This window comes from Mucilaginibacter lappiensis, assembly GCF_050433765.1.
GTDB classification, from domain to species: domain Bacteria; phylum Bacteroidota; class Bacteroidia; order Sphingobacteriales; family Sphingobacteriaceae; genus Mucilaginibacter; species Mucilaginibacter lappiensis_A.
The window spans coordinates 791,857-805,665 of record NZ_JBNPWP010000002.1 but is presented as its reverse complement, the minus strand read 5'-3'; the positions used below and the strand labels follow the sequence as shown (position 1 = coordinate 805,665).

Genomic DNA, 13,809 nt, shown 5'->3' with positions numbered 1-13,809 from the left:
AATGATAGCTATCAGAAACCGGAGTTTTGAGGAAATGGTGGTCCTTGCGTAACCAGGTTGATCTGTGTTTGAGGTATCGGCCTCAAGGTCATAAAATCCTGGATATTTGGTCCGGCTTCTGTGTTATATTGTTTTACACGACGTATCAGTGATTGGGTACGGGTTAAATCCCACCATCTTAATGATTCCCCGTATAATTCACGGGTACGCTCATCCAGTATAAAATCAAGTGTAACCTGTCCTGGCGAAATCTGCATTTTGGCAACAGCATCAGCAGGCATATTGGTAGTTCTGAAGGCCGCGCGGGTTCGTAAAACGTTAAGCATATTAGCTGCGGTAGTAAGATCGTTCAGCTTAAAGGCAGCCTCGGCAGCAATCAGGTATATTTCTGAAAAGCGGAACAAAACAACAGGACGGGATGATGGATCATTTACACTTGGCCTGTTAGGATCATCAAACTTTTTAACCGAAGGGAAGAACGTATTGTTACTTGCATTAGCATTGCTTCCGGTAGCGCCGGCAGCAACACTTGGCGGCAAAAAGACAACGCCCTTAAAAGAGGCTCTTTTTGCTTCACCCGGATCAGCAGGCGGCATCCATATTGCAGTATCTGCGCCTACGGTAAGCGCTCCTCTTGGCGTAGTAACATTTGCGGTATTAGCTATCCAGGTTGTCTGGAACGTATTCCAGTAGCGGTAATCATTGGTCCTATCAGCAAAGGCCACATTATTTACATAATCATAATTAGGGCGAACACGGAAGAAAGGACGGCCGTTGGTTAAATCACGGGTCATTACGCTGGCACCTGTACTTGCCGGATAGTTAGCCGTAACCGTAGGATAATTAGGCCTGAAAAAGTAGGCCCAGCCATTAATTTTACCGCCGGATGCTCCAGGGGTAAAGTCGCCGTATTTGGTATCGGTGCTGTGTTCAATGGCAAACAGATCCTCTTTGTTGGTAACATCATTAGCCGGAGTGTAGGCATCCGCATAATTTTGATACAGATCAACCCCATAGGCTCCTTTAGTGTTGATCAATGTTTGAGCCGTTGTTAAAGCATTTTGAAAATCGGTTGGCTGAGCCGCGGTTGACCAGCCTCTGGTTAAATAAGCTTTTGATAACAAGTATAATGCAGTTGCTTTAGTAGCAGCATGGCCGGCAAAAGGCGATCCGTTATCGCCTGGTTTATTTTGCAGTTCTGCTGATGCCTCGGTCAGATCCTTAATAATCTGCGCATAAATAGCTGCAATGGGGGCGCGTGAATCTGACAAGGTTGCCGTATTAATAAACGTAGTGTGCAAAGGTACCGCGCCAAAAGTTTGTACCAGGTGAAAATAATAGAAGGCCCTTAAAAACTTAGCCTGTGCCAAATATGCCGTGCGGGTAGGCACATCGGCAAAAGCAGCCGGCCCGTATTGCAATACCCCATTCAGGGTGTTAATATCCTGATAGGCAATATTAAAAACACCACCGAGTGCATTATATACATCAGCAACGTTGTTGGTATAATTTTTATAAGTGGCAAAAGCAACTCCACCGTTGGATGCACCGCCACCTGCCAGTGTTTCGTCTACACCCAAATTTGTATAGTAAAGGAATCCTTCGGTTCCCCACAGGTTACGCAAATCGGAGTACACACCGGTAATACCGCCTATTACACCTCCCGCAGATGCAAGCACATCTGGCGTAACATTTGATTTAGGAGTTTGATCAAGCACTTTTTTACAGCCAGACATCCCTATTACACTCAGCGCTGTAAGCAGAACAGCAATTTTTTTATATGATTTCATATCTCTATCGAACTTATATATGTGTGACTAAAATTTTGCATTTACACCCAGTTGAAAAGTGCGGATCATTGGGTTGTTTAACCCTACGGTAACCGCGCGGCCCAAAGCATCTGCTGAAAAGCTGGAAGCACCGGGGATCTGGTTACCATAACCATTTCCTTCCGGGTCAACCGCTAAACCGCTTTTAACGAGTGGCGAGTAAACGATAAATGGATTGGTACAGGTAGCATAAATATGCAGTGACCGAAAACCGGCTTTTTTCATAGATTCACCTGTAAAAGTATATCCTAAATTGATGCTGCGCATTTTAATAAATGAGCCATCCCTGTATTGTAAAGTAGAGGCATAAGTAGCACCACTTAAGTTAGCATCAGGGCGTGGAAAATCATTGGTTGGGTTAGTAGGTGTCCAGTAGTTTACGTTTATTTGGTTCACCCGGCCCTGGTTAAAGAACGGATATCCCTGTGCACCGGAGTCAGAACCAAGATAGGTAACCGCTACTTTTTGACCCATGCGGGCAAATGTCACAAACGACAGGTCAAAGCCCTTAAAAGTAAACCTGTTTGTTAAACCAGCTGTATAGTTAGGCTGGTAACTACCTAAAATTTGCAGATCACTTGCGTTGATCTTTCCATCATTGTTTATATCCTGAACTTTTATTTGACCCGGCCTTTGACCATAGGTAGCAGCCTGGGCCGCTTCACTGGTTTGCCAGATGCCTATTTTTTTGTAATCATAAATTACATTAAAAGGTTGTCCTACAAACCAACCGTTGGTTACATCGGCCTGTAGGTTGTCATGTAATGATACAATAGAGTTTCGGGCAAAAGCAATATTGAAATCAGTGCTCCAATTGAGGCCTCCCGCACTTCTGATGTTGATACTGCTTAATGAAATTTCTAAACCTTTACCTTTGGAATTACCGGCATTAACTGTGGTAGAACCGGCACCGTTGCTGGGTGGCAAAGATTGTACCTGCAAAATATCATACGTTTTTTGCTGGTATACATCAATAGCACCGGTAAGCCGGTCATTAAATAAACCAAAATCAATACCGAGGTTATAGTTATTGGTATGTTCAAATTTTAGTGTACTTGACAGGTTGGTTACCAGGTAACCATTTTGTCCGTTTGTACCAAAATTGTACGCATTGCTGCTTAAATTACCCAGTATTTGATAGGGGCTCACATTTTGGTCAGCAGTTACCCCATAACCCGCTCTCAATTTCAGCGAGTTCACAAAGCTTACATTCTTCATAAAATCTTCCCGGTCAATGTTCCACCCTAAGGCAAATGCGGGATAGGTATAATAGCGGTGTTTTGGATCCAATACGGATGAACCATCGGTTCTTACAGTAGCGGTTAACAGGTATTTCTCATTAAAGGCATAGTTTACCCGTGCCATATAAGATATTAACCCCCTGTCGGCAAAATTGGGTTGATTGGTTGATGAAAAGTTTACCTGATTGGCCAGGAACAGGTTATAACTTTGCAGATAATCTGCCGGCATACCTACACCATATACCTGTAAGCCCTGACTGTGGTCTTTTTCTGTACTGTATAAACCGGTAAAAGTTAAGTGATGCTTTTGGCCAAAGGTTTTATCGTATGTTAATATGTTTTCGAGCAGCCAGGTATAATTCTCATTATTATTAACACTTTCATTTGTTTGTGATGGTGAGGTGGCTGTGTTATAAGTTGTATTTACAGGCGAATAGTTATTACCCTGATTTTGGCCATAAGTTAAAGCAGCGTTAAACCGGTATTTTAAACCATCAATGATCTTAACTTCTCCATATAACGTATTAAAAGAATATAATTTACGATTAAGATTCTGGATACTTGGATTTCTGATAGTCAATGGATTTACCCGGTTAGGCTGATCAACCGAGCCGGTCATGGGCAGTAAATTAATAGAACCATCTGCATTATATGGGGCAGTTAAGGGGCTTATGGTTGAAGTATTATATAATGGAAACAAATTTGCGCCATTGGTGTGGGTTAACGTTTGAAAGGTAGTTAAACCAACTTTGATACGGCTACTAACGGTATGATCAATAGCTGCACGTAATGAACCACGGTCAAAGTCCTGGCCATATTGTACACCCTTTTCCTTATGATAACCCGTACTGATAGAAAATTGGGTACTTTCGTTCCCGCCAGAGATGTTTAGTTGATGGTCTGTAGCAAACCCTGTCCTGAAAATAAATTTCTGCCAGTCTGTGCTGGTGCCATTATCAATACCTGCCAGCTCGACCTGGGTAAACGGATAAGCAGTAGAATTAGGAGATGAAGCACTGGAGTTCCCGGCAATTGACTCGCGCTTAAAAGCTGCAAACTGAGTGCCATTCATTAAAGGATACTCGTCTGTAATGCGGCTAATTCCGTAATAACCATCATAACTTATTACCGCCTTACCTGCTCTGCCTCTTTTGGTAGTAATGATAATTACACCACCAGATGCCCTGGAACCATAAATAGCTGCTGCCGACGCGTCCTTTAATATATCAACACTGGTTATATCATTCTGGTTAATATCATTAAGGCTACCTCCAATTAACGGAATACCGTCAACTACGAACAACGGGCCGTTCTGGTTATTGGCATTGGTATTTGAAGTAGCAAACGAACGCTCACCACGTAAACGGATCTGCCCTACAGCACCCGGCGTTGTACTGGTGCTGGTAATATCCAGCCCGGCAACACGGCCCTTAAGCTGATCAACAACGTTTGGGGCCGGTACTTCCTGAAGGCTTGCGGCACTAATGGAAGCAACAGATCCTGTTACATCCTTTTTCCGCTGCGTACCATAACCTACTACAATAACATCGTTCAGACTGCGTGCATTAGCTGATAACTTTATGGTTATATTATCGCTTAACGCGTTGATGAACACTTCCTGATCTACATAGCCCAGGTAAGTTACTATGATCGCCGTTTCGTTAGCGGGCACGTTAAATGAAAACTTACCATTGGCGTCAGTTGATGTTGCTAAACGAGCAGATTTTAATTTTACAGTTGCACCAATAAGGGCCAGGCCTTTATCATCGGTAACCGTACCTGTTAGCTTTCTGGTTTGTGCATAAAGCGACATGGAAAATGCACTCATGCATAGGAGTAGTGCCAGCATTTTCCAGTTCATAAGGAGTCGTTGTTTTTTCATATTGATTTAAGAATTGGTTTTAGTTTTAAATTTTTGATCACTTTATGCAGGGGTAATAAATTGCATACAACTGGTATATCCTGCAGGTGAGTTTCTTCATAATCTGTAACCTTGGTTCCATAATTTATATAAGCCTTTAATTAAAAAAGATCGCTGCTTAATTATTAGAAAATCAAAGCGCTAACTGGTTAAGGTAAAATTATAATAAAATACAATCGATTGCACAAAATTTGAAGATTTAAAAAGAATTAAATATTTTAATCAGTTTATTTTCAATAATTCAACCATTAGCTTAATAAGCTGCAACTATTTAAAAAAATGAACCTTTTTATTTTTATGAATGATAAAAATGGAAATCATTTTAGCAGTAAAATTTCCTCTAAACACATGATGAGTGGCTATTTATTAACACAATTGCACAATCGATTGCATATAATTCATAAACTTAAACCAGCCGTCGAAGGGACGTCCAATTAAAATGGTAAAGACAGTTCAGGAATGAAGAAAACGTTTTGTGGTTGTTTGGAAATTTTATTTTGGATGGGTCTGGGGCTTGGGGAATCAACTGCCATAGTATAAACCGGCCGGAACAGGTGGTGATCTTGCCAAATGGCAAGAAATGATCCCGGGCATGTGCTTATCTCAAAAAGCGTGACAAATGTCAACGTCAAATTGTGTCATATAGCTTCGTTTCCGCTGGCCTTCCGCGCTCACTTTTGTTCAGGCACTTGATAGTATAAGTGCAGATATTTTAATCGTAAAAACAAAGAATATGAAAAATCAATTGAACAGTAAAACAGACCCCATCTATTACCAGGAGGCAACTACACTTGCCAAACTGATCCGTACTAAAGAGATATCTTCGGTTGAGGTTGTACAGGCCCACCTTGACCGTATTGCCGAAATAAATCCTAAAATAAACGGAATTGTTACCCTAATGGGCGAACAGGCGCTTCAAGCAGCAGCCATTGCAGACAAGGCGGTAAGCAACGGAGATAAATTAGGTGCGCTGCACGGTGTACCATTTTCTATCAAGGATGCGATTGATACAGCCGGTATACCTACAAAGCGCGGCTCTAAAATCTTTGAAAATTTTATTCCCGAAAAAGATGCAACCGTGGTTACCCGCATGAAAAACGCAGGGGCCATCCCATTGATGAAAACTAATCTTCCTGAGTTTTCGGCCCATTGGGAATCGGATAACCTGGTTACTGGCCGCTCCAACAATCCGTGGAACCCGGATCGCACCCCTGGCGGCTCAAGCGGCGGTGAATCAGCAGTAATTGCTGCCGGCCTTTCTCCGATTGGTCTGGGCAGCGATGTGGCCATATCCGTTCGCGGTCCGGCGGCATTCACAGGTATTGCCGCTTTAAAAGCCACTCATGGTCGTGTACCTTATACCGGCCACTTCCCGCAGGCTTTAAGCAGATTCTGGCATATTGGGGCAATGGCCCGTACTGTTCGCGACGTTGCATTGGGGTACTCGATAATTAACGGAGCGGATGGATTTGACGGCTATAGCATCTTTGCCAAAGACGCGGCGCCGGCCACTTTCAGGATACCAGGTCAAAAGATCCGTGTAGGCTGGGTATCAGATACCGCCTTCGGACCAGTAGATCCCGAGATTACAGCCGCTATTGCTGCAACTGCCAAACTACTTCATGAAACCGGTTATGATGTGGAGGAGGTACGCCTGCCTTTCATGGAAAACACCGACTGGCTGACGCCATACTTCAATGTGCTTTATGGAGAACTGGTTCCTTATATGCAGCAGTTCACCAAAGGACGCGAATCGGAGCTGCATTTTATTGGGAAGGCTACGATGGATTACCCGTTGCTTGCAGCAAATGATTATGTGAAAGCCGAAGCGAAGATAGAAGAGCTTAGAAGTCATTTTGCGGGTTACTTTTTAAAATACGATGTATTATTGTGCCCTGTTAACCCGATGACCGCGACGGGGCATAACCTGCAGGAATATATGGTTAACGGAATAGCCGTTTCTCCATACCATGTGATGGCCGCCACAGCTCCTTTTAATATGACCGGTTTGCCTGCTCTTTCTGTGCCAGTTCGCATCAGTTCTGAGCGATTGCCGATCAACGTGCAACTTGTTTCGAGGTGGTTTGATGAAGCAACGATACTTGCACTTGGCGAGCAGATACAGACCGGTAGCGAAGCTTATGGTATGCATCCTATCGATTAAATCAAAAGTCCTGATTAAATAATACAGCCTCCCGGAATTGCTCCGAGAGGCTGTATAATTTAATGATGCTTTGTGAAATCTTTCCTTATCCGGCTCAATGTTTCCCGCGATATACCCAGGTAGGAAGCTACCATATGCAAAGGGACTTTGTTAAAAACGCTTGGATAGGTTTTCTGAAAATCCAGGTACTTCTCTTCCGCAGAGTAACTGATCAGGGAAAAGATCCTTCGCTGGCTGGTTTCATACCCCCTGGCCAACAGCTGTTCATTAAACAGCTTCAGTGCGGGGATCGTTTTCATCAATTCTTCCCATTTATCCTTCGTCCAGATGAGTACCGTACTTGCGGCTAATGCTTCAATATTATATTCAGAAGGTTTTTCGTGATTATAGCTTTCCTGGTCACTGATCCACCAGTTTTCTACTCCAAATCGCAGCGTATGGTCAGTACCATCCTCTCCAAACCGGTACAGCCTGAAACAGCCACTCGCAATAAAACAAGTGATACGCCACACCTCCCCTTCATGCAGTATTGACTGCCATTTGCGCAATTTCCTTTCCACACTTACTGCACGGATCAACTCCAGCTCTTCATCTGAAATTGTTACTTTTTGACGCAAATACGCTTCGAATACCTTAAACATATATAAATAAAGCTAAAGAAATGCAACAGATATAGTTAACGGCTCTAACACCTAATATGAATAGTCTATCAATCTGGCAGGTAAGCAAAACAACATAGTTCCTTACTTGCCCGGGATCCCCGGTCCGTCATACGGATGCTCCAGCGCATTGATGATCTGCAATAACCGGTGCCTTGCCCCGGTATTCTTAGGATTGCTCAGTATCAGTTCGATATTTCTGGGAACATATTCCTTAACATCATGCTGTGTACTCGCCCTGTCTAACCGAAGTGTATCTGGTAATATTGCGGTCTTAAAATACTCGACAATCTCCTCATCTGTCATGCCGCAAAGATAGAAAAGCCTGCCACAAAATATTCCCGATTTACAAAATACCTCCCACACAAATTGGAACAACGGCAGGAGTTCCGGTTTGTTAATAGGCGTTCCGCTGTGGGTCAATTGCCAGTACAGGTTTATTACTTTTCATTAATTGCCTTATTGCAGTTAGATGCGCAAACAATACAATAGGAACCACATAACCGGGAAGCCATATAAAAGGAAAATAGAGCAATGCGAAATCTGACTGATTAAAAGCAAACTTTTGAAAGGCAAAAGGGCCTGATAACACGGCCGTAACCACAATATTTGCCAACAGTAATAAACAGATGACATTCCACGCTATCAATATTTTGGGGCTCAGTATATTTTTTATGTAGCCAAAGTAATAAACAAACGGAGCGCTTAATCCACAAAGTATATCAAAGTTCCTTCCCTCAAATGTCATTACTTCGGGTATCACTTTGTGAAGGTATAAGCCAAATAAGGTGAGTTCCACCGGTATTCTAACAATATGGAGCAGCGTTAAGGTTTTAGCATCGAAACTATCTATTGCAACCCTTCCCCTTTTTATTAAAAAAACCAATACGATAAAAATAGTTGGCGGCATTAACAACAGCATAAATCTTGGTGGCACTCCGGTAGTTACAGTATAAAACCCCGTTAAACTGATTGCAGCCTGTGCGGTCAGCCATAATAAACTGATGACAATCACAATTTTTGAATAATGGGCGGCTCTGTATAGCAGCCAAAAGGTAATAATCGTAGTGATAATAAATACGATGCCTATATAATGTGGTAAATGTTCCATTGCTTATTTATTTATAAAGCAAAGGAAATCAGAAAAAGGTGACCAACTCTTGCCAAATGACAAGAAATAAGCAGCTTATTATTTTTTAGAGAACTCCTTACGTATCCTGCTAAGTGATGTATCTGTGATCCCGAGGTAAGAAGCAATAGTTTTTAAAGGCGCATGCTGAAAGATCTCCGGGTTCGACAGCAACAAATGTGCATAGCGCTCTTCTGCTGTTTCCGTGATTGTGGCCAGCATCCGGCTTTTCAGTTCCGTAAACCCTCTGACCAGCATGGCCCTGCCAAACTCCCTGAATTCAGGCAAAGCATGAAAAAGTTCATTTAACTGCGCATAAGTGATCAGCAAGCCATCACAATCTGTCAGCGCCTCTATATTTTCCTTTGACCGGACACGGCTGAAAAACGAAGAGACCTCGAACACTACCCGTCCCGGATAATAAAACCCTGTTGTCACCTCATTGCCTTCTGTATCGTGTGCGAACGCTCGCATATAACCCTTTTCCAGGAAAAAGTATTCATCCGCGATCCTTCCCTCTGAAAGCAAAAACTGTTTTTTAGTAATCGTCTTAGCGGTAAACTGTTCAGCTATCTCCCTGGCAATGGATAAAGATACCAGGTTGGTACTATGAAAAAAATGGATAAGCGTTTCTTTACTCATCAAATAACCGGCTTTGTTCCTGTCTCCGGGAAACAAGATAGGTATTCTAAAATCATTCTTCTTCCGGTTATCTGAAGCAGTATCTTTTTTGGGATTCGACATCATCACCCTTTCAACCGTATCCGATGCATTGCTCCTTAATAAAGTCACATAAACGATCATTACAGGGCGGCAGAAATCAAATGATTCGGCCGCCCTGCAATGTTAATAATTGTTACGGATGATGCTTTTATTTGACAACCACCGTTTTATTGACAAATATATTGTCTGCCGAATTTCCGATTTGAACCTCAAATTCCCCAGGCTCTACCACATATTGCATGTGTTCATCGTAAAGACCAAGTTCTGATACAGGAACCCTTAGCGTGATTTTCGCATGATCATTCGCCTTGATCAACACCTTTCTGAATGCTTTGAGTTGTTGCACAGGTGTTGCCACCGAACTTACTTTATCTTTAATGTAAAGTTGAATTACCTCTTTTCCATCCCGGTTTCCGGTATTTGCTATATTGACATCAACAGCAATCGTGTCCTTTGCAGAAAGAACGCTGTCAGCTATATGGCAGCTGATATATTTAAAAGTAGAATAACTTAATCCAAACCCAAAATCCCATAATGGATCGGGTTTGTCAAAAATATAATGCCCGCCCGGTTCCTCCGGAGTGCCTGGCCGGTCGAACGGCTCATTTCTATCTGTAGCATAGTGATTATAATAAGATGGACTGTTCCCGGTGCTTCTTGGAAAAGACACATTTAATTTTCCGGATGGATTGACAACTCCTGTTAAAATGTCTGCAATGGTCCTCCCCTGCATTTCCCCGCCATACCATTGTACAAGTACTGCATCTGCATTTTTTTTAACCCAGGGCATGGCGAGTGGCTTACCCGATATAAATACTACGATCATCGGTTTTCCTGTTGCCTTAATCTCTTTGAGGAGATCTTCCTGAACACCAGGCAATTCCAGAGAGGACAGATCAAACCCTTCGCCGGCGGTGGAGTTTTTGGGGCCGCGACCAAGATACGTACTACGTGTTCCGATAGCTACAATGACTATATCACTTGATTCCGCCACCTTTACTGCTGCTGCTATGCCAGATCGGTCCTGGCTCCACCAGTCACAGCCTTGTGCATAGTTTACCTGCAGCTTATCACCAACTACCGATTTTAATCCCTGTAAAAGCGTTACGCCTTCTTTACTATCCCTTTGTGTCCATGAATAATCGCCGAAGACCGTTTGGTCGCTGTTTGGACCTACTAAAGCGATTGATTTATATTTGGACAAATTCAGGGGCAGGATATGATTATCATTCTTCAAAAGCACCGCGCTTTCATCCGCTACCTCTTTTGAAATGCTTATATTTTTTGCGCTCCGTACTACCTTTTGCACTTTCGCAGGACTTCCAAACGGATTGTCAAATAAACCCAGCCTGAACTTAACAGATAAAACCCTGCGAACTGCCTGATCAATGTATTTCAGATCCAATTTGCCGTTATTAACCATACCTTCTAACGTTTCATATGCGCCATATACATCCAGATCTACTCCGGCGATCAAAGACTTTTTAGCGGCATCTTCCTGGCTACCAACTTCATGATGAAAGGTTTCCAGGCGTTCAACCGATCCCCAGTCTGAATAAACATATCCTTTAAAACCCAACTCCCCCCTTAACATATCGGTCATATAATAGCTTGAACCACTGACTGCTACACCATCGTATGAACTGTAGCACGACATTAAAGACAATGGGTTTGTTTCAGCTATTACCCGTTTGAAAGGGTACATATACAGGCTTCTCAATTCCCTTTCGCCGCCACTGACACTTGCACAATTCAATCCACCCGAAGGTGAACCATGAGCCAGGAAATGCTTGGGGGTACAGGCGATGTGATATTGCTGATAACCGTTGATAAATGCTGTTCCCATTTCTGCGATCAGGTATGGATCTTCGCCATAGGTTTCCTCTACCCTTCCCCAGCGAAGTTCCCTTGCTATATCCAGGTCTGGCGAAAGGATCTGGTGTATACCGATAACGTCCGCTTCGGATCCCGCAGCAGCCGTCATTTTACGGATCAACGCCGGATTAAAAGTACTTCCTTGTGCCAAAGCCTGGGGAAAAATTGTGCAATTATTCTGCAATATACCTTCTATGCCCTCCGCTGCAGTTAGAACAGGTATGCCCAAACGGGTTTTGGTCAACATGTATGTTTGCAATTTCTGGTACATATCGGCGCAGTCGGCGGCACTCATACTCATTTCATGGGTGCAACCATAGCTTTCACCTTTAAAGACCTTTTCAATTTCGTCGGCTTTTCCTGCCGGCTTGTTCTGCAGTTGCTGAATTTTTTCTTTTAAGGTCATGCGTGCCAACAAATCGTCAACCCGCTTTTCAACCGGTTGCTTTTTATCTTTGTACAATAGCGTATCAGGTTTCTTTTGTATTACCGCGTTTATCGCCGAACTACTTAAAAGGAGCAAGATTATTAATATCAGTTTTTGTTTTTTCATCACACTCAATTATTATCTTTTTTGTTTTTTGTTAAAGCGATTGATCAATTATTCAGGATCATTAGGGCCATCATGAACATAGTGGAACCAATCAAACAAAGCTGTGCCGGAGTTACCTGTTATATTGTAAGAAAAGAGTGCGGGTCGTGCGCCTTTCCAGTAATTGTTACCTGATAATTCGCATTCAAGTCCCAGCTTATAAAATTTATTATTATCGAAACTGTATTCCAAAAAATTATGATTGGTCGGCAGATCCAGTCTTAATCTCAGGAATACCTGGTTACCGTTTACTTTTTCCCCGGTAACCTGCTCACCATTATTATCGGCATACAGGTATAAGCCGCTATCTGTCTTCATCACCCCAACCTCGTGGATATTTTCTCCGAAAAGGCATAATCCGGCCCTTTGTCCAACATTCATTTGACTCGTGTTGAGCATCGTTGTAACCGTTCCGGAATTTCCCATTAGTTTTTGGGTAAGCGTATTCCTCGCTTCTTTGTTTTTCAGCGCATGCATTGCTTTCAAAGAAAGATACCCGGCGTTTCGGGTCAACGACCAGTTGCTATCCACAGGGTTATGGTTCCACTGCCATTGCAAGCCAAGATCTTTCTTATTGAATTCATCAGATGCCTGGATATGTGCGATTGGCCCCGATGTTTTAATTTTGGGTTTCTGTGATATGCTAACCGGCTCTCCTATTCCATTTTTATCGATATCTATCCCCATCAATGGCCAGTCATCAATCCATGACACCAGCTCCAGATGGCAGACCCGGCCCAAAGCCCCAACGCCCTGGAAATGCATGAACCATGACTCTCCCGACGGTAATTCTACAAAACCGCCCTGATGTGGCCCGTTCACGGAGGTAGTACCTTGTTCAAGGACAATTTTTCGTTCATACGGCCCGTATATATTTTTTGAGCGAAGGGCAGTTTCATACCCGGTACCAACTCCACCCTCAGGTATAATGATATAATAGAACCCTTTTCGCTTATAGATCTTTGTTCCTTCGGATGTGGGGCCTTCATATACAACTTTACCAGAATCCAGGAGATGTTTACCATCTTTACTCATTTTATGAATAATGATCGGGCCTGCCCCTAACCGGCTGTGACCCAGGTAGGCTTGTCCATTATCATCCCAGAAAGGACACGGGTCTTCCCAGCCACCTACCCTTTTGATTTCAGTAAGCGCAGACCATTTGCCCGAGGGGTCTGCCGTGGTGCTCATGTAAAGCCCTTCATCCGGCGTGCAGAAATAAACAAAGAACCTGCCGTCATGAAAACGGATAGATGGCGCCCAGCTGCCTCCGCCATACCGTTCCATGGTATTATATTTACTGTTGATATCAAGACGGTTATAGATCTTTCCAATGATCGTCCAGTTTACCAGGTCTTTCGATTTCAATACCGGCATACCCATGTAATGAAAATCAGAACAAACCATATAAAAACTGTCACCAACTTTAATTACATCGGGATCAGAGTAATCAGCATTGATAACAGGGTTTTTAAATGTCCCATTCCCCTGATCTCCCCACGCTGGCGGCGAATTTGTTTGCGCGATACCGGCACACGGGCAGCTTAATAAAATACACATAAGTAAAAACGCCGGCCTTAAATGATACCAGATATTGTAAAGACAATTGGTTTCGGCCTTTAATATTCCAGCCACTGTAATTGATTTCATAGGCGTATTAATATATCGTTCCTGTT

At 43.0% G+C, this 13,809-nt stretch carries 9 protein-coding genes; 1 reads left to right on the top strand and 8 read right to left on the bottom strand.

Going from position 1 to position 13,809, the window contains the following annotated elements:
* Positions 1-11: 11 nt before the first annotated feature.
* Positions 12-1,790 carry a RagB/SusD family nutrient uptake outer membrane protein gene (locus tag M2273_RS08795; protein WP_429395520.1) on the bottom strand — a complete coding sequence of 593 codons (1,779 nt, stop codon included), beginning with the start codon at positions 1,788-1,790 and terminating at the stop codon, positions 12-14.
* A 27-nt stretch (positions 1,791-1,817) separates the two neighbouring features.
* The gene (locus M2273_RS08790; protein ID WP_429395517.1) at positions 1,818-4,952 is read right to left on the bottom strand and encodes a SusC/RagA family TonB-linked outer membrane protein; all 3,135 of its coding nucleotides are present in this window, start codon (positions 4,950-4,952) and stop codon (positions 1,818-1,820) included.
* Between the two features lie 772 nt (positions 4,953-5,724).
* Here M2273_RS08790 and M2273_RS08785 point away from each other — a divergent pair.
* Entirely contained in the window at positions 5,725-7,155 is a 1,431-nt protein-coding gene (locus tag M2273_RS08785; protein WP_429395514.1) for an amidase, read from the top strand.
* Positions 7,156-7,214: 59 nt separating this feature from the next.
* Here the strand turns inward: M2273_RS08785 and M2273_RS08780 are convergent, their stop codons facing one another.
* The 6 genes from M2273_RS08780 to M2273_RS08755 form a co-directional block, all read right to left on the bottom strand.
* Positions 7,215-7,796, bottom strand: coding sequence for a Crp/Fnr family transcriptional regulator (locus M2273_RS08780; RefSeq protein WP_429395511.1), 582 nt, complete (start codon positions 7,794-7,796; stop codon positions 7,215-7,217).
* 102 nt (positions 7,797-7,898) lie between these two features.
* Positions 7,899-8,120: a DUF6965 family protein gene (locus tag M2273_RS08775; protein ID WP_429395508.1), complete on the bottom strand. Its 222-nt coding sequence runs from the start codon at positions 8,118-8,120 to the stop codon at positions 7,899-7,901.
* 91 nt (positions 8,121-8,211) lie between these two features.
* A complete protein-coding gene (locus M2273_RS08770) occupies positions 8,212-8,925 on the bottom strand; it encodes a hypothetical protein (RefSeq protein WP_429395505.1) in 714 nt (237 codons plus the stop codon).
* A gap of 78 nt (positions 8,926-9,003) precedes the next feature.
* Positions 9,004-9,735: a Crp/Fnr family transcriptional regulator gene (locus M2273_RS08765; protein ID WP_429395503.1), complete on the bottom strand. Its 732-nt coding sequence runs from the start codon at positions 9,733-9,735 to the stop codon at positions 9,004-9,006.
* A gap of 79 nt (positions 9,736-9,814) precedes the next feature.
* A complete protein-coding gene (locus M2273_RS08760; protein ID WP_429395500.1) occupies positions 9,815-12,094 on the bottom strand; it encodes a glycoside hydrolase family 3 N-terminal domain-containing protein in 2,280 nt (759 codons plus the stop codon).
* A gap of 48 nt (positions 12,095-12,142) precedes the next feature.
* Positions 12,143-13,783: a glycoside hydrolase family 43 protein gene (locus tag M2273_RS08755; protein ID WP_429395497.1), complete on the bottom strand. Its 1,641-nt coding sequence runs from the start codon at positions 13,781-13,783 to the stop codon at positions 12,143-12,145.
* Positions 13,784-13,809 lie beyond the last annotated feature (26 nt).

Bases quoted from the DNA above. Each gene is read 5' to 3' on its own strand.
- M2273_RS08795 (WP_429395520.1), bottom strand. From the start codon at position 1,790: ATGAAATCATATAAAAAAATTGCTGTTCTGCTTACAGCGCTGAGTGTA.
- M2273_RS08790 (WP_429395517.1), bottom strand. From the start codon at position 4,952: ATGAAAAAACAACGACTCCTTATGAACTGGAAAATGCTGGCACTACTC.
- M2273_RS08785 (WP_429395514.1), top strand. From the start codon at position 5,725: ATGAAAAATCAATTGAACAGTAAAACAGACCCCATCTATTACCAGGAG.
- M2273_RS08780 (WP_429395511.1), bottom strand. From the start codon at position 7,796: ATGTTTAAGGTATTCGAAGCGTATTTGCGTCAAAAAGTAACAATTTCA.
- M2273_RS08775 (WP_429395508.1), bottom strand. From the start codon at position 8,120: ATGACAGATGAGGAGATTGTCGAGTATTTTAAGACCGCAATATTACCA.
- M2273_RS08770 (WP_429395505.1), bottom strand. From the start codon at position 8,925: ATGGAACATTTACCACATTATATAGGCATCGTATTTATTATCACTACG.
- M2273_RS08760 (WP_429395500.1), bottom strand. From the start codon at position 12,094: ATGAAAAAACAAAAACTGATATTAATAATCTTGCTCCTTTTAAGTAGT.
- M2273_RS08755 (WP_429395497.1), bottom strand. From the start codon at position 13,783: ATGAAATCAATTACAGTGGCTGGAATATTAAAGGCCGAAACCAATTGT.